We start from the raw sequence: 20011 nt of genomic DNA, 5'->3' as shown, positions 1-20011 counted from the left end.
ATCTTGAAAATATGTCTCGAAAACAACTGCTTGAACTTCGCGATCAGGTAGAAAGAGCACTAATAGATGCGGAAAAGCGTGAACGAAAAGAGGCGCTAAAAGCCGCGGAAAAAGCCGCTGCAGAATTCGGGTTCTCGTTGTCAGAATTGGCAAAAGATCATCCCGCCTCCGGAAAAGTAGCGAAAGCAAAATATAAAAACCCTGCAGATCCAAAGCAAACATGGTCCGGTCGCGGCCGAAAACCGCAATGGCTTCATGACGCATTGAAATCCGGGGCAGATATCTCGGATCTGGAAATCTAATATCTGATTGGAACTGATCCCAAAATGACCATTCATATTGGAGCCGAAAAAGGCGACATCGCAGAAACGGTTCTTTTGCCCGGCGATCCTTATCGCGCAAAATGGGCGTCCGAAACGTTTTTGGACGATGTGAAACAAGTCAATGACGTTCGCGGCATGCTGGGCTTTACCGGAAACTGGAAAGGCAATCCTGTCACCATTCAGGGCAGCGGTATGGGAATGCCGTCCTTGTCGATTTACGTCAATGAACTAATCCGGGACTATGGGACTAAAACGCTGATCCGCATCGGCTCTTGCGGGGGAATGCAGGACAGCGTGAACGTCCGCGATGTGATCCTTGCGATGACATCGACCACCCTTAGCACCCCGTCACGCGGCATCATGAAAGAGCTGAATTTCGCACCCTGCGCCGATTGGGGGCTGCTTCAGGCGGCGGCTCAGGCGGCAGCGGCCAAAGGCACGCCAACCCATGTTGGTGGCATCTACTCGTCGGACGTTTTCTATGACGAACGCCCAGATCTAAACGAACAGATGGTGCGGCACGGTATTCTCGGGGTCGAGATGGAAGCTGCTGAGTTGTACATTCTGGCCGCGCGCCACAAATGCCGGGCATTGGCTGTTCTAACCGTTTCCGACCACTTGCTGACCGGCGAAGCTTTGCCCTCAGATGATCGCGAAAGCAGTTTTGGCGATATGGTTGAAATCGCACTACAGGCGGCATTTCCGGCGGCGTAAATGCAAACATGCAGGGTCGGAAGCCGTCCTGCTTATGCCGCTATTGACCCTTCAGGCATTGAGTTGGCGCGTCGCCTCCCTGCTGCTGCGCGCCACAGAATGCACACACCCAAACACCTTCTTCGCGGTGCTGCCGCCAGCGGCAGTCCCGGCTCAAGGATGAGGTGCGCCAGCGCCACAGGAAATAGGCAATTACTCCGCCTGCCAGAATAAGAAGCAAAATGGGCATGCCAATGCATGGCCCATTTTTCCCACTGGTGGCAAGCCCACAGTTGTCAGTTCAGGCGGCGTTAGCGTATTCGAACAAATCTGGGATGCGGTCATTTACGGGTTTCACAGGTTCTTGAGTGTAATATGACAACGCTTGTTCCAGCGTTTTTAGAGCCTCTGATTTTGTTTTCTGTTTTTCTTCCATCGGAGAGATCCTATTCTAACTCAGTAACTCCTCCCTGATTGAAAAATAGACAGACGCGCCGACAGATTCACCGCATCTTTTTGCAGTTTCGGTATGCCCAGAACGCAACTAAGGCTGGCATTTGCATCTGCCAGCCCTGGGCTTGCTGCCGGTTACGCCGCCATGCAGGCATTCGCTTTGGCGGCCTGAGCCTCGCTTACGCCATCACCTGGAACAAATACTTCAGCCTGCTAGCCACCCTGCAGTTCGTATTGCGTCGTAAACGAACCACTAATCCCCGCCTGCCCGGCGCATTCCACTTGCTTGATTACAATATCCGCCCGATTGCTGCTCGATCCGCCACAGGCCGAAAGAGCCGTGATCGCGGCGACGGACAAAACCTTAGTAAGTGTTTGAGTCATTGATGTTCTCTGAATCCTCAATACACGCAGAACACGAAAAATACCCGGGAAGTTACCATCCCGGGTTTCATAATTTCTTTCGGCTGCGTTCAAACTGCGCGGTCGACCATCATCTTTTTGATTTCGGCAATCGCCTTGGCCGGGTTCAGACCCTTCGGGCAGGTCTTGGCGCAATTCATGATCGTGTGGCAGCGATACAGCTTGAACGGGTCTTCCAACTCATCCAAACGTTCACCGGTGGCTTCGTCACGGCTGTCGATGATCCAGCGATACGCATGCAAAAGCGCAGCGGGGCCAAGGTAGCGATCCCCGTTCCACCAATAGCTGGGGCACGAGGTCGAGCAGCTGGCGCACATCACGCATTCATACAACCCATCCAGTTTCTTGCGATCTTCGATGGATTGCTTCCACTCTTTCGCAGGACGGTTGGTCTTGGTTTCCAGCCACGGCATGATGCTTGCATGCTGCGCGTAGAAATGCGTCAGGTCAGGGATCAGGTCCTTGACGACCGGCATATGCGGCAGCGGATAAATCTTAACGTCACCCTTGATTTCATCCATGCCGTAGATACAGGCCAGCGTGTTGATCCCGTCGATATTCATCGCGCAGGAACCGCAGATACCTTCGCGGCAGGACCGGCGGAAGGTCAGCGTCGGGTCGACTTCATTCTTGATCTTGATCAGCGCGTCCAGAACCATCGGGCCGCAGCTGTCCATATCGACAAAATAGGTGTCTACACGTGGATTTTGACCGTCATCCGGATTCCAGCGATAGATCTGAAACTTACGAACATTGGCCGCGCCTTCAGGCTTTGGCCAAGTTTTACCTGTAGTAATCCGAGAGTTCTTTGGCAGGGTGAGTTGTACCATTTCCGACCTCGCTAAAATCCTGCGTATAGATATACTCGGCAGGCCGGAAAGCCAACCTTTTAACCTTGAAAACACCCAAGAAAATTGGGCAAGTTCACCACAAAATTCCTGCGGCGCACAAGGATTGTGCCGCTGAAGAAACGAGTTGAGTTCAGGACAGCGAATGTCGATAAACGTCGTTAACATACCCTACGGCAACAAAAACCCTTATCAGAGCATGATGTACTCAGCCTGTATGCCGGAATTCAGCCTAACCCCCTCTCGTGGCGCTCCGCTTACAAATTTTGCGCGGGCGGATTTTCAACCCGATCAAGGCATCATTCACATCCATTGGGATGATCGCCTGTTTCCCGAGCCAGAAATGGGAGAACAGGCACCAGTTTTTGATTCAGCACGTGAGGGCTTGAGGCAGTATCAGGCAAACGGCGGACGTGTTATTTGGACCATTCACAATCAATTCGCGCACACCAAAGGAATTGAAACTGAGTATTTTCGTCAAACTCGTCGAGAATTGACGCAGATTGCCGATGTGATTCACGTTCATACACGCCACGCCCGTCAGCATATGATTGATGAATACAGCGCTGACCCAGAAAAACTGCGGCTGATTCCACACCCCAGTTATCTTGGGGTCTACGAACCTGCGGACCGGACGCTGAATCGCCCCTTTGCCCAGCGCGTTCAAACGCGCTTTCTGGTTTTCGGTGCCATGCGTGGGAACCGCGAACTGGATCGTTTGCAACTAGCAGCCAAGAAACTCGCCAGCCGTGGGTATGAATTTCAACTTTCAGTTGTCGGGCGGGTTTTCAGGTCAGGGCAAAGGCTTGCACGTCAATTGGATGCCAACCCCAATGTATCAGTCGTGGCCGAGAGGGTTCCAGACGATGAAGTGCCGGTATTTTTTTCTCATGCGCATGCCTACTTGTTGCCTTCGACAACAACGTTCACGTCCGGTACCGCGATGTTGGCACAATCGTTTGGTCTGCCAATCATTGGTCCGGACATTGACCCTCACAAGCAAACCACTCCAGAGGTATGCCATGACCTTCTTTACCCGGCCCAGCACCCACGGGGTTTGATCCGCATGATGAGGACTGTAATGCAAATGTCGGATGAAGAGCTGAAAGAAAAACGCACAGCATGTTTCGAATTTGCCTCAGAGCGCAATCCAAAGCGGATATCGAGTGAATTGAAACATGCCTTGCTGGAATTGTATTCGAATTGACAGTTAACACGATCAGTTGAGGAGTTGCTATGGCATCCGCCAATCCATTTGATTTTATCAAAACGCTGAAAAAACTTGGTCTGACGATCTCCCCTCTCAACTCTGACGGCGCTAAAATTGCCGATAGACCTGCAAGAATGTTAAAACGCCTCAGACGTGCCGGGTACACGATAGAACGCACCGAGATGGATAATCGACTTTTGGCCGGTTATGGTTTCTCTCCCAAAACTGTCATCGATGTTGGCGTAGATGCTGGCACGCCGCCACTCTATGAAGCTTTCAAGACTTCCAAGTTTTTGCTGATTGATCCGGTTGCAGAAAGCGAAGAGAAAGTAGAACGTTGGCGCGACGTAATAGATTTCGATTTCTTCTGTTTCGCCGCTGGCGGCATTGAAGGAAGCGTTACACTCAACGTTCCTTCTACCGAGGCGCGCGCGCGGCACAGCCGAGCTTCAGTTATGGACTATACTGACAACTACGCCTCTTTGTTTGCCGCAATCGAACAGCGCGCAGTACCTGCTCGCACGCTGGATTCGGTTGCCGCCGGTTACCCCGGACCATTTGGCATCAAGATCGACACGGAAGGTTATGAACTCGAAGTTGTCCGAGGCGCTACGGAGACATTGAAACAGACCGAGTTTGTGATCGCTGAAACCTCGGTTAAACCACGCTACGAAAACGGCTACCGCTTTTCTGATTTTGTGGCATGCATGGCTGAGCAGGGTTTCGAAATCCTAGACTTCATCCGTCCCATTCGCCCTGACGCTGCAGATTGCGACGTATTGTTCGCGCGACTTGATAGCGGTCGGTTTGATGTCTAACGCGAACAGACAAGTTCTATAGTGGCATTGCATCACCCGTATTCTTGGGTGATGCACACTTGGAAAGGCTTAATCAGAACGTTCGCGCTTTGGGCGCGATTTTCTTAAGGCTGATGCCGCCTTCGTCTTCGGTTGTCAGCGGATCCACAATGACCGGACGATAGCTGAGATCAACATTGTTGCCATCGACACGCGACACCGTATGAACGCGCCAGTTCCCATCATCACGCTCGGTGAAATCTTCATGCGCGTGTGCGCCGCGGGATTCCTTACGCGCCTCGGCGCCGACAATCGTGGCCAACGCGCTTGGCATCAGGTTGGTCAACTCCAGCGTCTCCATCAGATCGCTGTTCCAGACCAGCGAACGGTCGCTGACTTTCAGGTCGTCCATCTTAGCTGCGATCGCCGTCATCTTGTCGACGCCCTCGGCCATGGTTTTTGCTGTCCGGAAGACCGCTGCGTCTTCCTGCATGGTCTTCTGCATCTCAAGACGCAGATCGGCGGTCGCGATTGCACCACTGGCATTACGTACCGCGTCAAAGCGGTCGAACGCCTTATCGACGGACGCCTGATTCAGCACCGGGTTTGGTGCCTCGGCATCCACAACCTTGCCCGCTTTGATTGCAGCAGCGCGACCAAACACCACGAGGTCGATCAGTGAGTTCGAGCCCAAACGGTTCGCCCCATGGACCGAGGCACAGCCCGCTTCTCCCACAGCCATCAATCCGGGGACAACGCCCGTCGGGTTGTCAGCGGTTGGGTTCAGAACCTCACCCCAATAGTTGGTCGGAATGCCGCCCATGTTGTAGTGCACGGTCGGCAGAACCGGGATCGGTTCCTTGGTGACGTCTACGCCCGCAAAAACGCGCGCCGATTCCGAAATCCCTGGCAGACGTTCGGCCAGCGCCTCGGCCGGCAGGTGGCTGAGGTTGAGGTGAATGTGGTCGCCACCGTCACCATGGCCACGGCCTTCGCGGATCTCCATTGTCATCGAACGCGAGACGTAATCGCGAGGCGCGAGGTCCTTGTACTGGGGCGCATAACGCTCCATGAACCGTTCGCCTTCGGAGTTGGTTAGGTAACCGCCCTCACCACGCGCGCCTTCGGTGATCAGACAGCCAGAGCCATAGATGCCGGTCGGATGGAACTGTACGAATTCCATATCCTGCAGGGCCAGACCCGCGCGGGCCACCATGCCGCCACCATCACCGGTGCAGGTATGGGCCGATGTTGCGCTGAAATAGGCGCGGCCATAGCCACCTGTCGCCAGCACGACCATCTTGGCGTTGAAGACATGCATCGTACCGTCGTCCAGCTTCCAGCAGACGACGCCCTGACATTGCCCGTCTTCAGACATGATCAGGTCTATGGCGAAATACTCGATATAAAACTCGGCGTTGTTCTTTAGCGACTGACCGTACAGCGTGTGCAGGATCGCGTGGCCGGTCCGGTCCGCTGCGGCGCAGGTCCGCTGCACGGCCGGGCCTTCGCCAAATTCGGTGGTGTGACCACCGAACGGGCGTTGATAGATCTTGCCTTCCTCAGTCCGGCTGAACGGCACGCCGTAGTGTTCCAGCTCATACACGGCCTTAGGCGCTTCACGGGCGAGATATTCCATCGCGTCGGTGTCACCCAGCCAGTCCGAGCCTTTGACGGTGTCGTACATGTGCCACTGCCAGTGGTCCGGGCCCATGTTGGACAGAGATGCGGCGATACCGCCCTGCGCGGCAACCGTGTGCGAGCGTGTCGGAAACACCTTCGTCACACATGCCGTGCGCAGACCTTGTTCTGCCATGCCCAGTGTGGCGCGAAGACCAGCGCCGCCAGCGCCGACAACAACCACGTCATATTCGTGTGTTTCGTATTCGTATGCAGCTGTCATTTGATTATTTCCTTACCGCGCGTTTCACAGAGCTAGCTTGATCAGGGCAAACAGCCCTGCAGCTATCAATGTGTAGCCAAACGCCGCGACGGCCATGAGGCTCAGCTTTTCTGCAACACCGTGAACATAGTCTTCGATCGCAACCTGCGTTTCACGTACCAGATGGATGATGACAACGACCATCATCAGGCCAGTCACAATCGCCGGGAATGGGCGGCTGTAATAGGCTAGAACCTCTTCGTAGGATCTGCCCAACCCGTTTGCGAAGACGAAAACGAAAAGCGGCACCAAAAGGACCAGAGCGGCCGAGCTGACCATCATCTGCCAGTGATGATGTGTGCCTTCGCCGCCAGCACCGGTACCCTGCGCGCGTTTGCGGTCAGTGAGGTAATTCATGGCCAATCTCCTTAAACCGCAATTGCCGTGATGAAGGCGAGGATGGTGGCCAACACCAGCATGCCGATCCCCATCTTTTCGGAGATACCGACATCTACGCAATACCCCAGATCCCAGATCACGTGACGCAGACGACCCAGCATGTGATAGAAGATCGCCCAGGTCGCAGCGAACATCACCAGATCACCCAGCCAGCTTCTCATCAGACTGTCGATGAAATTGAACGACGCCTCGGATGTTGCGGCGGCCAGGAACCACCACACAACGAAGAATGCGATCGCAAGTGACGCAATACCCGTGATGCGCACAAGGATCGATGTCATCGAAGTCAGTTGGGGGCGGTAGATCGTGAGGTGAGGTGAAAGAGGGCGGTTGCCCCGATTTACATCGGCCATGTTGGCTCCTTTACGGTTGGCTTCCGAAGGTTTTACTGTTTTTTGCGGTTCTGTCACGTGCTGCAGATGCAAAAAAGTTCACAATTGACGCAAAATGACGGATATTTGCATTATGTGATCACACAAAATAAACTCGTGATCACAAAATGTTTTCCATCCATCACGATGTTAGCGCCTGCAGATTCGATTCTGTTGTGCGGCTATTTCAAATCAGCTGTTTGTTGGGTCACTTCGCGCAGCAGCTTCTTACGAATCCGCTCGGGGTAATCAGCAAACCCTGAGGCTGAGACGACAAACGCCCCCTCGCCCACGATCACATTTTCAAAGAAATACGCGGTCAAATCCGGTTCACTTTCTTCGATTGCAATCGCGTTCACCGTAACACCGCGAGTCCGAAGAATTCTGTGGACGTCCGATGGTTCAACCCCCTCGTTCGATACCCCATCGCCGGAGATATCGATCAGGTGGCGTTTGCAATCTGACACCGTATCGAAATAGGACATGGTCGATTCCAGCGCCTCGCCAATTGCGGTGGAAAAGTTGCGCCAGACCCTTGGATCGTTGGCCACTTTTATAGCAAACTGATCAATTGCCTCGAAACTGTCGATATGTGTCCACGGGACGGTGACCATCTGACGAGAGGACCCTGTCCATTGCACCAGCATCACGCGGGCTTTCCCGCGCACCAGCGCCTCGGACACAATTGGATCGCGCAACCCCGCAGCAAGGCCATCCATCTGAATTCGATACTCGGTCGAATCCACCGAACCCGAGACATCTACGGCCAGGGCCAATGCCAGATCGCAGGCATAAGCGGGTGGCGTCAGACAGGCGCAGGCAGCTATTGTGCGAAGCAAGGTCATGACCACAGCCTAACACGATTGGCGCTGGCTGCGATCAAATGAATGTCACTACTTGTGTCAGATGGGCATCAGGGCCCAGTAATCCAGATCAAGCAGGACATTGGGTAGATACCGACCGTCTTCGTTTTTCAACTCAAACGGCGCGCCGCCCTTGGTGGCGACCAGCCGCAGGCGCACCGCACCAACACCCGGAATGGCGGTTTCCGCCTTATCCAGAACTTCGGACCAGGCCTTGATCGTGTCGCCCGCAAAGCAGGGATTGGCATGTGCGCCACCGTTCAGGCCGACGATCATCTGTGCGTTAGCCAACCCGTTGAACGACAGGGTCCGCGCCATGGAAATCACGTGACCGCCATAGATCAGCCGCCCTTCGGGACGGAAGGTCAGATCGAAATGCACCTTGGCGGTGTTCTGCCACAGGCGAGTGGCCAGCATATGCTCGGCCTCTTCGACCGTGACGCCATCGACGTGGTCAATTTTCTCGCCAATCTCATAATCGCCCCAGCGATGCACTTCGCCTGCCTGAGCAAAATCGTACTGAGTAAAATCAAGGCCCTCGGGCGCGATCAGATCCTTCACGTCCAGCGACTTTTTCAGTTCAGGCACCACAGCCTCGGGCGCGGGCGCATCCATATCCGATTTCCGAACCATGACCCAACGCACATATTCGATGACGACTTCATCGCGTTGGTTCAGGCCACGCGTGCGAACCCAGACAACGCCGGTCTTGCCATTCGAGTTCTGTTTGAGACCGATCACCTCGGATTCCGAGCGCAAGGTATCGCCGGGATAGACCGGCTTAAGCCAGCGCCCTTCGGCATAGCCCAGATTAGCCACGGCATTCAGCGAAATATCCGGGACAGTTTTGCCAAACACGACATGAAACGCCGCCAGGTCATCGATGGGACTTTGCGGCAGACCACAATTCCGGGCGAACTCGTCCGAGGAATACAGCGCATGCCGCGCCGGATAGAGCGCATGGTACAGCGCCCGCTCACCATCGGTCACCGTGCGTGGCACGGCATGGTGCAACACCTGACCGATGGAATAGTCCTCAAAAAAGCGGCCCGGATTGGTTTTTGCCATTATTGCTGTCCCAGTTTCATGCCAGGTGAATAATCGGCCTCGACCTCTTTGGTCACGGCTTGCGCGCAACGCATCATGCGGCTGTTTTCGTCATAGGCATAGGACGGGTCGCCATACAGCTCCCACCCTTTTGCCAATGCGTCTGTTACTTTGTGGCAGAAGGCCGAGGTGTCTTCTTCGGTCAACAAACGGTATAGTTTTGCCATGATGTCAAATCCTTACGAGGGGAACGGCGACGGGCCGACCAGCCCGTGAACGTAGCCGATGACACCCAGCAGCACGATCGAGGCCACAAAGAACATCGCGTCTTTGCCATAGGTTCCGGGTTCACAGGGCGTCCAGTCAGGTTCAGACTTGTTGATTACGATCACCTCAACCACAGCCCAGGCCAACAATCCGCCAAACAGGATGATCGAGGCCAGATCCCCATTCACCAGCAAATGCGCAAAAGCCCACAGCTTGAATCCGCCAAGCATCGGATGGCGGAGCTTGTTCAGAAGACGGCCCTTGGTTCCGGCCGGGCTCAACATGAAGATCGCGATCAACACCAGCAGGTTGTTGATGTGAATCATGAAGGCAGGCGGGGCCCATACATAGATGAAATCGGTCATGCGATAGCCGAAGATCATCAGCAGGATCGATGCCACCAAGGCCAGCGCGACCGCGGCCTTGCCGGCGTCGCCCATCGCAGCGCGACGCTCTGGCATCACACGTTTGAATAGATGCGCGGCCCACCAAAGTGCCACACCGAGAATGAGAAGAACAAAGCCCATGCTGGCTTACCCCGCTTGCAAAGCTGTAATTGCCTCCGCTTTTGCCAGAATTTCGCGGGCAGTTACAACGTGCAGATTTTCAACGATCTTGCCGTCGACCACGGCAACGCCCTGCCCTTGTGCCTCAATCTCTTCGAAAGCGGCAATTTGGCGACGGGCCAGATCGATCTCGGTCTCAGAGGGCGCATAGGCCGCATTGGTGACATCGATCTGTGCGGGATGGATCAGGGTTTTGCCGTCAAAACCCATGTCGCGGCCTTGCGCACATTCGGCGGCCAGACCTTCGGCGTCCTTGAATGCGTTGTAGACACCATCGACAACGATCAGCCCCTCGGCCTTGGCGGCTAGCAGACACAGGCCCAGCGAAGTCATCAAGGGCAGGCGATCCGGGCGGAAGCGGGTCTGCAACTCCTTCGCCAAATCATTTGTACCCATGACGAACCCCGCCATCAGCGGATGGGCGGCGATCTCGGCCGCGTTGAGAATGCCGCGCGGTGTTTCCATCATCGCCCAGATTGGCAGGTCACCGGTAATCGCGGCCAAAGCGTCCACGTCCGCAGCTGAATTCACCTTGGGCAGCAGGACCACATCGGCATCCATCTCGCGCACGGCTTCGGCGTCAGCACGGCCCCATTCGGTATCCAGACCGTTAATGCGCACGATCTTGACCCGTTCCCCATAGCCGCCCGCGGCCAGAGCCGCCTTAAGCGTTTCGCGTGCATTGCACTTCTCATCGGTAGAAACCGCGTCTTCAAGATCAAAAATGATCGCGTCCACTGGCAAAGTGCGAGCCTTGTCCAGCGCCCGGTCTTTCGAACCGGGGATATAAAGAACAGAGCGATAGGGGCGCTGGCGCGGGTCCATTGGCTTCTCCCGAAGAAATAAAGTTGCGCGGAATGGGGCATTTTTTGTCGGAAAGTTCAAGCGCAAAATCGCCGCATCGCAGCATTCGCGACGCAACGTGCGTTCCTTTAACCGGATTTCGGTCCAACGGCGGCACCCTGACCGGCAAAGGAAATCGAAAAGGGTCAAAGATGCACAAGACACTGCTGAAGATGACGATGGGCCTCGGAATCATGGTTCTGGCTGCACAAAAGGCCCACGCCCGCAACTGCGCACCACGTGACGAGGTGATAAAACGGCTGACCGAAACTTACGGCGAAACGCGCCAGGGGATCGGCATCGCGCGTCAAGGCGCGGTGATGGAGCTCTATGCGTCGGACCAAAGCGGCGGCTGGACGAACACCGCGACATTACCGGATGGAATGACCTGCTTTGTTGCCTCGGGTCAGGCTTATGAAATGATCGCCGAAGCCCTGCCGCCTAACGTCTGATCAGGTCAAAGCGTCCCAGATCAACTTACTGCCTGTGAGCGTCAGCAGAACGTAAGCAATGCCAAAAAACATGCGCTCAGACAGCATGAAATGTGCCCGCACACCCAGCCACGCCCCAAGAATCGCGAAGGGGGTCAGCAACAGGTCGGCCCAAGCGGTGTGCCATGTGAAAAGGCCGAGATAGGCGTAAGGCACAAATTTCGTGATGTTGATGACCCAGAAGGCCAATACAGTGCTGGCCTGAAACTCGGTCTTCGACAGGCGTTGCGACAACAGGTAAACGGCGGCTGGCGGGCCGCCCGCATGGCTGACAAAGCTGGTGAAGCCAGCAACCAGCCCAGCGAACAGCCCGGCGGGGGCAGGCAGTCTGTTAGTAAAGCCGCGCACCCAGCCTTTGGATTGACTGACGTGCCAAACGACAAAACCAATGGAAATCCCACCGATCAGTAGGCGCAGCAGATTATCATCGGTTGCGCGATAAAGCCATGCGCCCAACGCCACGCCGGGCACGGCCCCAAGGATCAACAGGCGCGAATCCGGCCAGCTCCAGCGTTTCCAATAGGGCCCAAGAGTTGCAACATCGATCACCATCAAGATCGGCAGCATGAGGGCCAGTGCCTGCCCCGGCTCCAATATCAACGCCAGAATCGATGAGGACGCAAAGGCCACGCCTGAGCCAAAGCCACCCTTCGAAATACCCGCAAATATCACAGCCGGGATCGCTACAACAAAAAACATCAGGTTCAATTCGAACATGCAGCGCCCCGGTTTCGGCCTGTATCCTTGGCCGTTTAGCGCAATCAACCCAAGCAGTGCAAACGGTATGCGGTTGCATGCCGCGCCGCTGAACACTTGCGCGAAAGCCATTTAGCGACTAGCACAGCCGCGATTTCAATTCCGACCGGAGATTTTCCAAATGGCCAGACCCAAGATTGCGCTTATCGGCGCTGGGAACATCGGCGGCACGCTTGCGCACCTCGCAGCTGTCAAAGAACTGGGTGACGTAGTCCTGTTCGACATCGCAGACGGGCTGCCGCAGGGCAAGGCGCTCGACATCGCTGAATCAGGCCCTTCGGAAGGGTTCGACGCAGCCATGTCCGGCACCAGCGACTATGCGGACATCGCAGGCGCAGACGTCTGCATCGTCACCGCTGGGGTCGCCCGCAAACCCGGCATGAGCCGCGATGACCTGCTGGGCATTAACCTGAAAGTCATGAAGTCGGTTGGCGAAGGCATTGCAGCCCACGCGCCCGACGCGTTCGTGATCTGCATCACCAACCCACTGGACGCGATGGTCTGGGCTCTGCGTGAATTCTCGGGCCTGCCGCACAACAAAGTCTGTGGCATGGCTGGCGTTCTGGACTCGGCACGTTTCGCACACTTCCTGTCGGAAGAGTTCAACGTCTCGATGCGCGATGTCACCGCGTTTGTTCTGGGCGGCCACGGCGACACAATGGTGCCGTCGGTGCGTTATTCGACCGTAGCAGGCATCCCCCTGCCCGATCTGGTCGAGATGGGCTGGACCTCGCAGGACAAGCTGGACGCCATCGTTCAGCGCACCCGTGATGGCGGTGCCGAAATCGTTGGCCTGCTGAAAACTGGCTCAGCTTACTACGCGCCTGCAACTTCGGCGATCGAAATGGCCGAAGCCTATCTGAAAGACCAGAAACGCGTTCTGCCGTGCGCTGCATATTGCAGCGGTGAGCTGGGCGTAGACGGTCTTTATGTGGGCGTACCCACCGTGATTGGTGCCGGTGGTGTCGAACGGATCGTCGACATCAAGCTGAACGAAGACGAACAAGCCGGGTTCGACAATTCGGTCAACGCCGTCAAAGGCCTGATCGAAGCGTGCAAGGGCATCGACGGCTCGCTGGCCTGATCCCTCTGCAGCGGTAATTCAGAACCCGGCTCACCATTGGTGAGCCGGGTTTTTCTTTGGACGATTACGGCGCCATTGAATCGACATGTCACCGGCACAGCTGCCATGTAGACGTTTGAATCCACCGTCTCGGCAAACCGGCTGGGTTTAGCGCTAGCTGAATTCTCTCTTTATTCTAAAGGCCGTCACCGACGACGAATCAAAGGGGTGACCTTCATTGCCTTTTGTGATCACACCTAAAAAAACCGTGATCACAAATAATGAAAATCTTCGTGAAAAACTGCTTCCCTGTCAAAAAACCCTTTAAACTTGCCCCCTAGCCCCCCCTATAACGGTGTAACGCAGTCAGACAGGACAGTTTCGATGAACATTCACGAATATCAGGCCAAAGCGCTTCTTCGCAGCTATGGCGCTCCGGTCTCCGAAGGTCGCGCGGTACTGCGCGCTGAGGAAGCCAAATCCGCAGCCGGTGAACTGGATGGCCCGCTCTGGGTTGTCAAAGCACAGATCCACGCGGGTGGTCGCGGCAAGGGCTCCTTCAAAGAGGCTGACGCCGGTGAAAAAGGCGGTGTTCGTCTGACCAAGTCGGTGGAAGAAGCATCCGAGGAAGCCAAGAAGATGCTGGGCCGTACGCTGGTCACGCATCAAACCGGCCCCGCGGGCAAGCAAGTCAACCGCATCTACATCGAAGCCGGTTCCGGCATCGAACGTGAACTGTACCTTGCCCTGCTGGTGGATCGCCAGACCAGCCGCATCTCGTTCGTCTGCTCCACAGAAGGTGGCATGGACATTGAAGAGGTTGCTGCTGCAACGCCCGAGAAAATCCTGTCCTTCTCGGTCGATCCGGCAACAGGCTATCAGCCCTATCATGGCCGCCGCATCGCCTTTTCGCTGGGGCTGGAGGGCACGCAGGTCAAACAGTGCGTCAAACTGATGAGCCAGCTGTACGCCGCCTTCGTCGAGAAGGACATGGAGATGCTGGAAATCAACCCGCTGATCGTGTCCGACAAGGGCGACCTCAAGGTGCTGGACGCCAAGGTCGGCTTTGACGGTAACGCGGTTTACCGCCACCCCGATATCGCCGAGCTGCGCGACACAACCGAGGAAGACCCCAAGGAATTGGAAGCCTCTAAGTACGACCTGAACTACATCGCACTGGATGGTGAGATCGGCTGCATGGTCAACGGTGCCGGCCTGGCGATGGCGACCATGGACATCATCAAGCTGTATGGGGCTGAGCCTGCCAACTTCCTCGACGTGGGCGGTGGCGCCACCAAAGAGAAAGTGACCGAGGCGTTCAAGATCATCACCTCTGACCCGCAGGTCAAAGGCATCCTGGTCAACATCTTCGGCGGCATCATGCGCTGTGACGTCATCGCCGAGGGCGTTGTCGCTGCGGTGAAAGAGGTCGGCCTCAAGGTTCCGCTGGTCGTGCGTCTGGAAGGCACGAACGTTGAGAAGGGCAAAGAGATCATCAACACCTCTGGCCTGGACGTGATCGCAGCGGACAACCTGAAAGACGGTGCCGAGAAGATCGTGAAGGCCGTCAAAGGCTAATCCCAATTCCGTGGGGTGGGATTTGCCCACCTTTCCGACGAATTCAGGCAGGCTCAGGCCCGCTTAAAACAGGAGAATGCCAAATGGCAGTCCTCATCGACGAAAATACCAAAGTGATCTGTCAGGGCTTTACTGGCTCGCAGGGCACATTCCACAGCGAACAGGCCATCGCGTATGGCACCAAGATGGTCGGCGGCGTGACCCCCGGCAAAGGCGGGATGACCCATCTTGACCTGCCCGTGTTCAACTCGGTCCACGAGGCCAAGCATGTGACCGAAGCCAATGCCAGCGTGATCTATGTGCCGCCGCCGTTTGCAGCGGACTCGATCCTCGAAGCGATTGATGCCGAGATGGAAGTGATCGTCTGCATCACCGAAGGCATCCCGGTTCTGGACATGATGAAGGTGAAGCGGGCGCTAGAAGGCTCGAACTCGCGCCTGATCGGGCCGAACTGCCCTGGTGTGATCACGCCCGACGCCTGCAAGATCGGCATCATGCCCGGCCATATTCACAAACGCGGGAGCGTGGGTGTCGTTTCCCGCTCGGGTACGCTTACTTATGAAGCTGTGAAACAGACAACAGACGTAGGCTTGGGTCAGTCCACCTGTGTGGGCATCGGCGGTGACCCGATCAAAGGGACTGAGCATATCGACGTGCTGGAATGGTTTCTGGCGGATGACGAAACCCACTCAATCATCATGATCGGTGAGATCGGTGGCTCGGCCGAGGAAGAAGCCGCGCAGTTCTTGGCGGATGAGGCCAAGAAGGGCCGTTCTAAACCGACTGCTGGTTTTATCGCGGGTCGCACGGCTCCTCCGGGCCGCCGTATGGGCCACGCGGGCGCGATTGTCGCCGGCGGCAAAGGCGGTGCCGAGGACAAGATCGAAGCCATGCGCAGTGCCGGTATCGTCGTGGCCGAAAGCCCGGCGCAGCTGGGTGAGGCTGTGCTGGAAGCGATTGGGTAAGCAGTGATTGCCCATGGCGCATATGTGCTCAGGTCAACGCCCGAACGCGGGTGGGTGCGAAGCGCCCGCCCATTGGAGCGGTCGGGCGCTGCCTGGCAGTGTCGCTGGGCAGGATGGCCTTGATGGGACCTAAACAAGCCATATCGTTTGGTTTTCGAAAAGCGCTCGTCTTCTCGGGCAGGGCTCCCCGCGCCGAGTTTTGGTGGTTCGCGCCAGTGGCCACTATGCTGCCCGTAGCTGTAGCAATGAACCTTGAATGGAGCGTTTCCTTGAGCTGGGGAATTGGGCAGTTGCTTTTGGTGATGGTGGCCTTTCTCCCTTTGCTCTCTGCTATGAGCCGACGGCTACAGGATACTGGCGAAGAGGGTCACCAGGCCGTGTATCCTTTCCTATTGATTATCCTCGTCTGGCTCGGATATCAGGTCTTCTTGGGGTTTAGTTTGCTGATAGGTGGGCCGATTTTGTGGCTGATCTTAGCATACCTGACCCTAGGGCCAGTTTTTCTGGCGGCACTCGTAGCGAGTGTGATGGTAACAGCAAACATCGTAGGAATGATGCTTGTTGCGTCTGAGCCCAAGAGTAATCGATTTGGCGTGCCATGTGGAGATGTGCCCGCATGACCTTCTCTGACGCCATCCGCACCTGTTTCGCCAAGTTCTTCACCTTCTCGGGTCGCGCCTCGCGGCCCGAATACTGGTTCTTTTTCCTGTTCATCGTGATCTGGAGCTTTATCGCCGGGGTCATCGATTGGCAGTTCTTCGCACAGGTTGCCACGACGCAGACCGATGAAATCAAACAAGTCACTGCAACGTCCAACCAGCCGGTGCAAAGCATCGTAGGCTTGATCGTGTTCATCCCGCATCTGGCCGTCGCGTGGCGACGGATGCATGACACCGGGCGCAGCGGGTTTTTCGCCTTGCTTCCGATCCTGTTGATTGTCGGCGCGTTTGCGGTGCTGATTTTCGGCATCGGACTCGCATCTCATTTCCAGCATGGTGGCAGTCTGGACATCCTGTTCACCCGCGCCACGCTGCTAATCGTCATTCCGACACTGCTTGTTTTGTTTGTGTCGCCCCTCCTGGTTCTGTGGTGGCTGACCCGCCCCAGCCAGCCAGGCACCAACCAATACGGTCCCAACCCAACAGAGGTAGCCCAATGACCGAACACACGCCCAACTCTGCCTTTCATGCCTCAAGCTTTATGCAGGGGCATAATGCTGAATATCTGGAGCAGCTTTATGCCCAGTACGCCAAGGACCCGAACGCAGTAGATGCGGCCTGGGTCGAGTTTTTCGGGGCAATGGGCGACGCCACGCCGGACGTCCAGCGCGAGGCCGAAGGGCCGTCCTGGGCGCGGACCGACTGGCCTCCGATGCCGACGGATGATCTGACTGGTGCATTGACGGGTGAATGGGCCGAAATCGACGCCAAGGCCGCGGGCGATAAGATCAAGGACAAGGCCGTGGCCAAGGGTGTTCAGGTCAGCGAAGACCAGATCAAACGCGCGGTGCTGGACAGTCTGCGGGCGTTGATGTTGATCCGGGCTTATCGTATCCGGGGCCATCTGGCTGCTAATCTGGACCCGTTGGGCATGCGGGCCGCCAGCACCCACCCGGAATTGGACCCCAGAACGTATGGCTTTACCGAAGCCGACATGGACCGTCCGATCTTTATCGACAACGTGCTGGGTTTGCAGATGGCCAGCATGCGCCAGATTGTCGAGATCGTAAAACGGACCTATTGCGGCACGTTCGCGCTGCAGTACATGCATATCTCAAATCCGGAAGAAGCCGCTTGGCTGAAAGAACGGATCGAAGGATATGGCAAGGAAATCCAGTTCACCAAGGAAGGCCGCAAGGCGATTCTGAACAAAATGGTCGAGGCCGAAGGCTTCGAGAAGTTCCTGCACGTTAAATACATGGGCACCAAGCGCTTCGGTCTGGACGGCGGCGAAGCCTTGATCCCCGCGATGGAGCAGATCATCAAGCGCGGCGGTGCTCTGGGTGTCAGCGACATCGTCATCGGCATGCCTCACCGGGGTCGCCTGAACATTCTGGCCAACGTGATGCGCAAGCCCTATCGCGCCATCTTCAACGAGTTCCAGGGCGGCAGCTTCAAACCCGAAGATGTGGATGGTTCCGGCGATGTGAAATACCACCTCGGCGCGTCCAGCGACCGTGAATTCAATGGCAACAGTGTCCATCTGTCGCTGACTGCAAACCCCTCACACCTTGAGGCTGTGAACCCGGTTGTTCTGGGCAAGGTTCGCGCCAAACAGGATCAGTTGGGTGACGAAGACCGGACCAAGGTGATGGGCATCCTGCTGCACGGCGATGCGGCCTTTGCGGGTCAAGGTGTTGTCGCCGAAGGCTTTGGCCTGTCCGGCCTTAAGGGTCATAAGACCGGCGGCACGATGCATATCGTGGTGAACAACCAGATTGGCTTTACCACCGCGCCGCATTTCAGCCGCTCCAGCCCCTACCCCACCGATATAGCCCTAATGGTTGAGGCACCGATTTTCCACGTGAATGGCGACGATCCCGAGGCGGTAACGCATGCCGCCAAGGTTGCGACCGAATTCCGGCAGAAGTTCCACAAGGACGTGGTCATCGACATCTTCTGCTATCGCCGGTTCGGACATAACGAGGGCGATGAGCCCATGTTCACCAACCCGATCATGTACAAGAAGATCAAGACGCATAAGACCACGCTGTCGCTGTACACCGAGCGTCTCGTGAAAGACGGCCTTATCCCCGAAGGCGAAATCGAGGATATGAAGGCCGCCTTCCAGGCGCATCTGAATGATGAGTTCGAGGCGGGCAAAGACTATAAGCCCAACAAGGCTGACTGGCTGGACGGGCGCTGGTCGCATCTGGACAAGAACAAAGATGAATATGTCCGCGGCGACACGGCAATTAAACCGGAAACGCTGGCGCAGATTGGCAACGCGCTGAGCCACACACCAGCAGATATCGCAGTGCACCGTACCGTCTCGCGTCTTCTGGATCAAAAGAAACAGATGTTCGACAGCGGCAAAGGGTTTGACTGGGCGACTGGTGAGGCTCTGGCCTTTGGCTCGCTGCTGACCGAAGGCTATCCGGTGCGCCTTTCAGGGCAGGATGCGACGCGCGGGACGTTCAGTCAGCGTCACTCGGGTTTCATACATCAGGAAACTGAAGAACGGTACTATCCGCTGAACAACATTCGTGAGGGCCAGTCGAAATACGATGTAATCGACTCGATGCTCAGCGAATATGCGGTGCTGGGCTTTGAATATGGATTCTCACTGGCGGAACCAAATGCACTGACCCTGTGGGAAGCGCAGTTTGGTGATTTCGCCAACGGCGCACAGATCATGTTCGACCAGTTCATCAGCTCGGGCGAAAGCAAATGGCTGCGCATGTCTGGTCTGGTTTGCCTGTTGCCACACGGCTTCGAAGGTCAGGGGCCTGAACACTCGTCAGCGCGTCTGGAACGGTTCCTGCAGATGTGTGGCCAGGACAATTGGATCGTGGCCAACTGCACGACCCCTGCGAACTATTTCCACATCCTGCGCCGTCAGCTGCACCGGACCTTCCGCAAGCCGCTGATCCTGGTGACGCCCAAATCGTTACTGCGCCACAAGCTGGCAGTCAGCACAGCAGAAGAGTTCACCACCGGTTCAAGCTTCCACCGCGTGCTGTGGGACGATGCACAACACGGAAACTCGGACACCAAGCTGGTCAAGGACGACAAGGTCAAACGCGTGGTGATGTGTTCCGGCAAGGTCTACTACGATCTGCTCGAAGAACGCGACGAGCGCGGCATCGACGACGTCTATCTGATGCGGATTGAGCAGTTCTATCCCTTCCCGGCGCATTCGCTGATCAACGAGCTTGAGCGCTTTAAGGGTGCCGAAATGATCTGGTGCCAGGAAGAACCCAAGAACCAGGGTGCCTGGACTTTTATCGAACCGAATATCGAATGGGTTCTGACCCGCATCGGCGCCAAGCACACTCGGCCACGTTATGTCGGCCGCTCCACATCGGCTTCTCCCGCGACGGGTCTGGCCAGCCAACACAAAGCCCAACAAGCAGCGCTAGTCGACGAAGCGCTGAGCATTGAAGGAAAATAA

The 20011-nt window shown here is 56.3% G+C and carries 24 protein-coding genes; 11 read left to right on the top strand and 13 right to left on the bottom strand.

Annotated elements, in window-relative coordinates:
* Positions 1-11: 11 nt before the first annotated feature.
* Both DHN12_RS14090 and deoD read left to right on the top strand, forming a co-directional pair.
* Positions 12-302 carry an H-NS family nucleoid-associated regulatory protein gene (locus DHN12_RS14090; RefSeq protein WP_108860868.1) on the top strand — a complete coding sequence of 97 codons (291 nt, stop codon included), beginning with the start codon at positions 12-14 and terminating at the stop codon, positions 300-302.
* A 24-nt stretch (positions 303-326) separates the two neighbouring features.
* Positions 327-1037, top strand: coding sequence for a purine-nucleoside phosphorylase (deoD, locus tag DHN12_RS14085; RefSeq protein ID WP_108860771.1), 711 nt, complete (start codon positions 327-329; stop codon positions 1035-1037).
* 40 nt (positions 1038-1077) lie between these two features.
* On the opposite strand, the gene DHN12_RS14080 is transcribed toward deoD, so the two are convergent.
* The 4 genes from DHN12_RS14080 to DHN12_RS14075 form a co-directional block, all read right to left on the bottom strand.
* Positions 1078-1266 carry a hypothetical protein gene (locus DHN12_RS14080; protein WP_108860770.1) on the bottom strand — a complete coding sequence of 63 codons (189 nt, stop codon included), beginning with the start codon at positions 1264-1266 and terminating at the stop codon, positions 1078-1080.
* A gap of 51 nt (positions 1267-1317) precedes the next feature.
* Positions 1318-1452, bottom strand: a complete 135-nt coding sequence (locus DHN12_RS25075) for a hypothetical protein (protein ID WP_255415465.1) — start codon at positions 1450-1452, stop codon at positions 1318-1320.
* A gap of 230 nt (positions 1453-1682) precedes the next feature.
* Positions 1683-1853 (bottom strand): hypothetical protein, encoded by a 171-nt coding sequence (locus DHN12_RS24445; protein ID WP_159090035.1) that lies wholly within the window; start codon positions 1851-1853, stop codon positions 1683-1685.
* Between the two features lie 89 nt (positions 1854-1942).
* Positions 1943-2722, bottom strand: a complete 780-nt coding sequence (locus DHN12_RS14075) for a succinate dehydrogenase iron-sulfur subunit (RefSeq protein ID WP_108860769.1) — start codon at positions 2720-2722, stop codon at positions 1943-1945.
* 163 nt (positions 2723-2885) lie between these two features.
* On the opposite strand from DHN12_RS14075, the gene DHN12_RS14070 reads away from it, so the two are divergent.
* Both DHN12_RS14070 and DHN12_RS14065 read left to right on the top strand, forming a co-directional pair.
* A complete protein-coding gene (locus tag DHN12_RS14070) occupies positions 2886-3947 on the top strand; it encodes a glycosyltransferase family 4 protein (RefSeq protein WP_108860768.1) in 1062 nt (353 codons plus the stop codon).
* 29 nt (positions 3948-3976) lie between these two features.
* Positions 3977-4768, top strand: a complete 792-nt coding sequence (locus DHN12_RS14065; protein ID WP_108860767.1) for an FkbM family methyltransferase — start codon at positions 3977-3979, stop codon at positions 4766-4768.
* A 73-nt stretch (positions 4769-4841) separates the two neighbouring features.
* Here DHN12_RS14065 and sdhA read toward each other — a convergent pair whose 3' ends face one another.
* The 8 genes from sdhA to DHN12_RS14025 form a co-directional block, all read right to left on the bottom strand.
* Positions 4842-6650: a succinate dehydrogenase flavoprotein subunit gene (gene sdhA, locus DHN12_RS14060; protein WP_108860766.1), complete on the bottom strand. Its 1809-nt coding sequence runs from the start codon at positions 6648-6650 to the stop codon at positions 4842-4844.
* 24 nt (positions 6651-6674) lie between these two features.
* Positions 6675-7046, bottom strand: coding sequence for a succinate dehydrogenase, hydrophobic membrane anchor protein (sdhD, locus tag DHN12_RS14055; RefSeq protein ID WP_108860765.1), 372 nt, complete (start codon positions 7044-7046; stop codon positions 6675-6677).
* A gap of 11 nt (positions 7047-7057) precedes the next feature.
* A complete protein-coding gene (gene sdhC, locus DHN12_RS14050) occupies positions 7058-7441 on the bottom strand; it encodes a succinate dehydrogenase, cytochrome b556 subunit (protein ID WP_108860867.1) in 384 nt (127 codons plus the stop codon).
* 200 nt (positions 7442-7641) lie between these two features.
* Entirely contained in the window at positions 7642-8304 is a 663-nt protein-coding gene (locus tag DHN12_RS14045; RefSeq protein ID WP_108860764.1) for a DUF1194 domain-containing protein, read from the bottom strand.
* Positions 8305-8361: 57 nt separating this feature from the next.
* Complete coding sequence (locus tag DHN12_RS14040) at positions 8362-9390, bottom strand: MaoC family dehydratase (protein ID WP_108860763.1); 1029 nt, start codon at positions 9388-9390, stop codon at positions 8362-8364.
* A complete protein-coding gene (locus DHN12_RS14035; RefSeq protein WP_108860762.1) occupies positions 9390-9596 on the bottom strand; it encodes a DUF1737 domain-containing protein in 207 nt (68 codons plus the stop codon). Before DHN12_RS14035 ends, DHN12_RS14040 begins: the two co-directional genes overlap by 1 nt.
* 12 nt (positions 9597-9608) lie before the next feature.
* On the bottom strand, positions 9609-10163 hold the full coding sequence (locus DHN12_RS14030; RefSeq protein WP_108860761.1) for an NnrU family protein: 555 nt from the start codon (positions 10161-10163) through the stop codon (positions 9609-9611).
* Positions 10164-10169: 6 nt separating this feature from the next.
* Positions 10170-11027 carry a CoA ester lyase gene (locus DHN12_RS14025; RefSeq protein WP_108860760.1) on the bottom strand — a complete coding sequence of 286 codons (858 nt, stop codon included), beginning with the start codon at positions 11025-11027 and terminating at the stop codon, positions 10170-10172.
* Between the two features lie 170 nt (positions 11028-11197).
* On the opposite strand from DHN12_RS14025, the gene DHN12_RS14020 reads away from it, so the two are divergent.
* Positions 11198-11497 (top strand): hypothetical protein, encoded by a 300-nt coding sequence (locus DHN12_RS14020; RefSeq protein ID WP_108860866.1) that lies wholly within the window; start codon positions 11198-11200, stop codon positions 11495-11497.
* Here DHN12_RS14020 and DHN12_RS14015 read toward each other — a convergent pair whose 3' ends face one another.
* Entirely contained in the window at positions 11498-12253 is a 756-nt protein-coding gene (locus DHN12_RS14015; protein ID WP_108860865.1) for a sulfite exporter TauE/SafE family protein, read from the bottom strand.
* 160 nt (positions 12254-12413) lie between these two features.
* Between DHN12_RS14015 and mdh the strand changes: the two genes are divergently transcribed.
* From mdh to DHN12_RS13985, 6 genes are all read left to right on the top strand, one after another.
* A complete protein-coding gene (mdh, locus tag DHN12_RS14010) occupies positions 12414-13376 on the top strand; it encodes a malate dehydrogenase (RefSeq protein WP_108860759.1) in 963 nt (320 codons plus the stop codon).
* Positions 13377-13739: 363 nt separating this feature from the next.
* Positions 13740-14933: an ADP-forming succinate--CoA ligase subunit beta gene (gene sucC, locus DHN12_RS14005; RefSeq protein ID WP_108860758.1), complete on the top strand. Its 1194-nt coding sequence runs from the start codon at positions 13740-13742 to the stop codon at positions 14931-14933.
* A gap of 83 nt (positions 14934-15016) precedes the next feature.
* A complete protein-coding gene (gene sucD, locus DHN12_RS14000; RefSeq protein ID WP_108860757.1) occupies positions 15017-15898 on the top strand; it encodes a succinate--CoA ligase subunit alpha in 882 nt (293 codons plus the stop codon).
* A 122-nt stretch (positions 15899-16020) separates the two neighbouring features.
* A complete protein-coding gene (locus tag DHN12_RS13995) occupies positions 16021-16518 on the top strand; it encodes a DUF805 domain-containing protein (RefSeq protein ID WP_159090034.1) in 498 nt (165 codons plus the stop codon).
* Complete coding sequence (locus DHN12_RS13990) at positions 16515-17057, top strand: DUF805 domain-containing protein (protein WP_108860755.1); 543 nt, start codon at positions 16515-16517, stop codon at positions 17055-17057. Before DHN12_RS13995 ends, DHN12_RS13990 begins: the two co-directional genes overlap by 4 nt.
* Positions 17054-20011 (top strand): 2-oxoglutarate dehydrogenase E1 component, encoded by a 2958-nt coding sequence (locus DHN12_RS13985; RefSeq protein ID WP_108860754.1) that lies wholly within the window; start codon positions 17054-17056, stop codon positions 20009-20011. Before DHN12_RS13990 ends, DHN12_RS13985 begins: the two co-directional genes overlap by 4 nt.

It is taken from the genome of Ruegeria sp. Alg231-54, assembly GCF_900143525.1.
GTDB lineage: Bacteria > Pseudomonadota > Alphaproteobacteria > Rhodobacterales > Rhodobacteraceae > Ruegeria.
This window is presented reverse-complemented; position numbering and strand designations above follow the sequence as displayed.

What these genes read in the sequence shown, in the direction of transcription:
- DHN12_RS14075 (WP_108860769.1), bottom strand. Translation starts at nt 2,722, where the DNA reads ATGGTACAACTCACCCTGCCAAAGAACTCTCGGATTACTACAGGTAAA.
- DHN12_RS13985 (WP_108860754.1), top strand. Translation starts at nt 17,054, where the DNA reads ATGACCGAACACACGCCCAACTCTGCCTTTCATGCCTCAAGCTTTATG.
- sucD (WP_108860757.1), top strand. Translation starts at nt 15,017, where the DNA reads ATGGCAGTCCTCATCGACGAAAATACCAAAGTGATCTGTCAGGGCTTT.
- DHN12_RS14090 (WP_108860868.1), top strand. Translation starts at nt 12, where the DNA reads ATGTCTCGAAAACAACTGCTTGAACTTCGCGATCAGGTAGAAAGAGCA.
- DHN12_RS13990 (WP_108860755.1), top strand. Translation starts at nt 16,515, where the DNA reads ATGACCTTCTCTGACGCCATCCGCACCTGTTTCGCCAAGTTCTTCACC.
- sucC (WP_108860758.1), top strand. Translation starts at nt 13,740, where the DNA reads ATGAACATTCACGAATATCAGGCCAAAGCGCTTCTTCGCAGCTATGGC.
- mdh (WP_108860759.1), top strand. Translation starts at nt 12,414, where the DNA reads ATGGCCAGACCCAAGATTGCGCTTATCGGCGCTGGGAACATCGGCGGC.
- DHN12_RS25075 (WP_255415465.1), bottom strand. Translation starts at nt 1,452, where the DNA reads ATGGAAGAAAAACAGAAAACAAAATCAGAGGCTCTAAAAACGCTGGAA.
- DHN12_RS14020 (WP_108860866.1), top strand. Translation starts at nt 11,198, where the DNA reads ATGCACAAGACACTGCTGAAGATGACGATGGGCCTCGGAATCATGGTT.
- DHN12_RS14030 (WP_108860761.1), bottom strand. Translation starts at nt 10,163, where the DNA reads ATGGGCTTTGTTCTTCTCATTCTCGGTGTGGCACTTTGGTGGGCCGCG.
- DHN12_RS14035 (WP_108860762.1), bottom strand. Translation starts at nt 9,596, where the DNA reads ATGGCAAAACTATACCGTTTGTTGACCGAAGAAGACACCTCGGCCTTC.
- deoD (WP_108860771.1), top strand. Translation starts at nt 327, where the DNA reads ATGACCATTCATATTGGAGCCGAAAAAGGCGACATCGCAGAAACGGTT.
- DHN12_RS14045 (WP_108860764.1), bottom strand. Translation starts at nt 8,304, where the DNA reads ATGACCTTGCTTCGCACAATAGCTGCCTGCGCCTGTCTGACGCCACCC.
- sdhD (WP_108860765.1), bottom strand. Translation starts at nt 7,046, where the DNA reads ATGAATTACCTCACTGACCGCAAACGCGCGCAGGGTACCGGTGCTGGC.
- DHN12_RS14080 (WP_108860770.1), bottom strand. Translation starts at nt 1,266, where the DNA reads ATGCCCATTTTGCTTCTTATTCTGGCAGGCGGAGTAATTGCCTATTTC.
- DHN12_RS14070 (WP_108860768.1), top strand. Translation starts at nt 2,886, where the DNA reads ATGTCGATAAACGTCGTTAACATACCCTACGGCAACAAAAACCCTTAT.
- DHN12_RS14065 (WP_108860767.1), top strand. Translation starts at nt 3,977, where the DNA reads ATGGCATCCGCCAATCCATTTGATTTTATCAAAACGCTGAAAAAACTT.
- sdhC (WP_108860867.1), bottom strand. Translation starts at nt 7,441, where the DNA reads ATGGCCGATGTAAATCGGGGCAACCGCCCTCTTTCACCTCACCTCACG.
- DHN12_RS24445 (WP_159090035.1), bottom strand. Translation starts at nt 1,853, where the DNA reads ATGACTCAAACACTTACTAAGGTTTTGTCCGTCGCCGCGATCACGGCT.
- DHN12_RS13995 (WP_159090034.1), top strand. Translation starts at nt 16,021, where the DNA reads ATGGGACCTAAACAAGCCATATCGTTTGGTTTTCGAAAAGCGCTCGTC.
- sdhA (WP_108860766.1), bottom strand. Translation starts at nt 6,650, where the DNA reads ATGACAGCTGCATACGAATACGAAACACACGAATATGACGTGGTTGTT.
- DHN12_RS14040 (WP_108860763.1), bottom strand. Translation starts at nt 9,390, where the DNA reads ATGGCAAAAACCAATCCGGGCCGCTTTTTTGAGGACTATTCCATCGGT.
- DHN12_RS14025 (WP_108860760.1), bottom strand. Translation starts at nt 11,027, where the DNA reads ATGGACCCGCGCCAGCGCCCCTATCGCTCTGTTCTTTATATCCCCGGT.
- DHN12_RS14015 (WP_108860865.1), bottom strand. Translation starts at nt 12,253, where the DNA reads ATGTTCGAATTGAACCTGATGTTTTTTGTTGTAGCGATCCCGGCTGTG.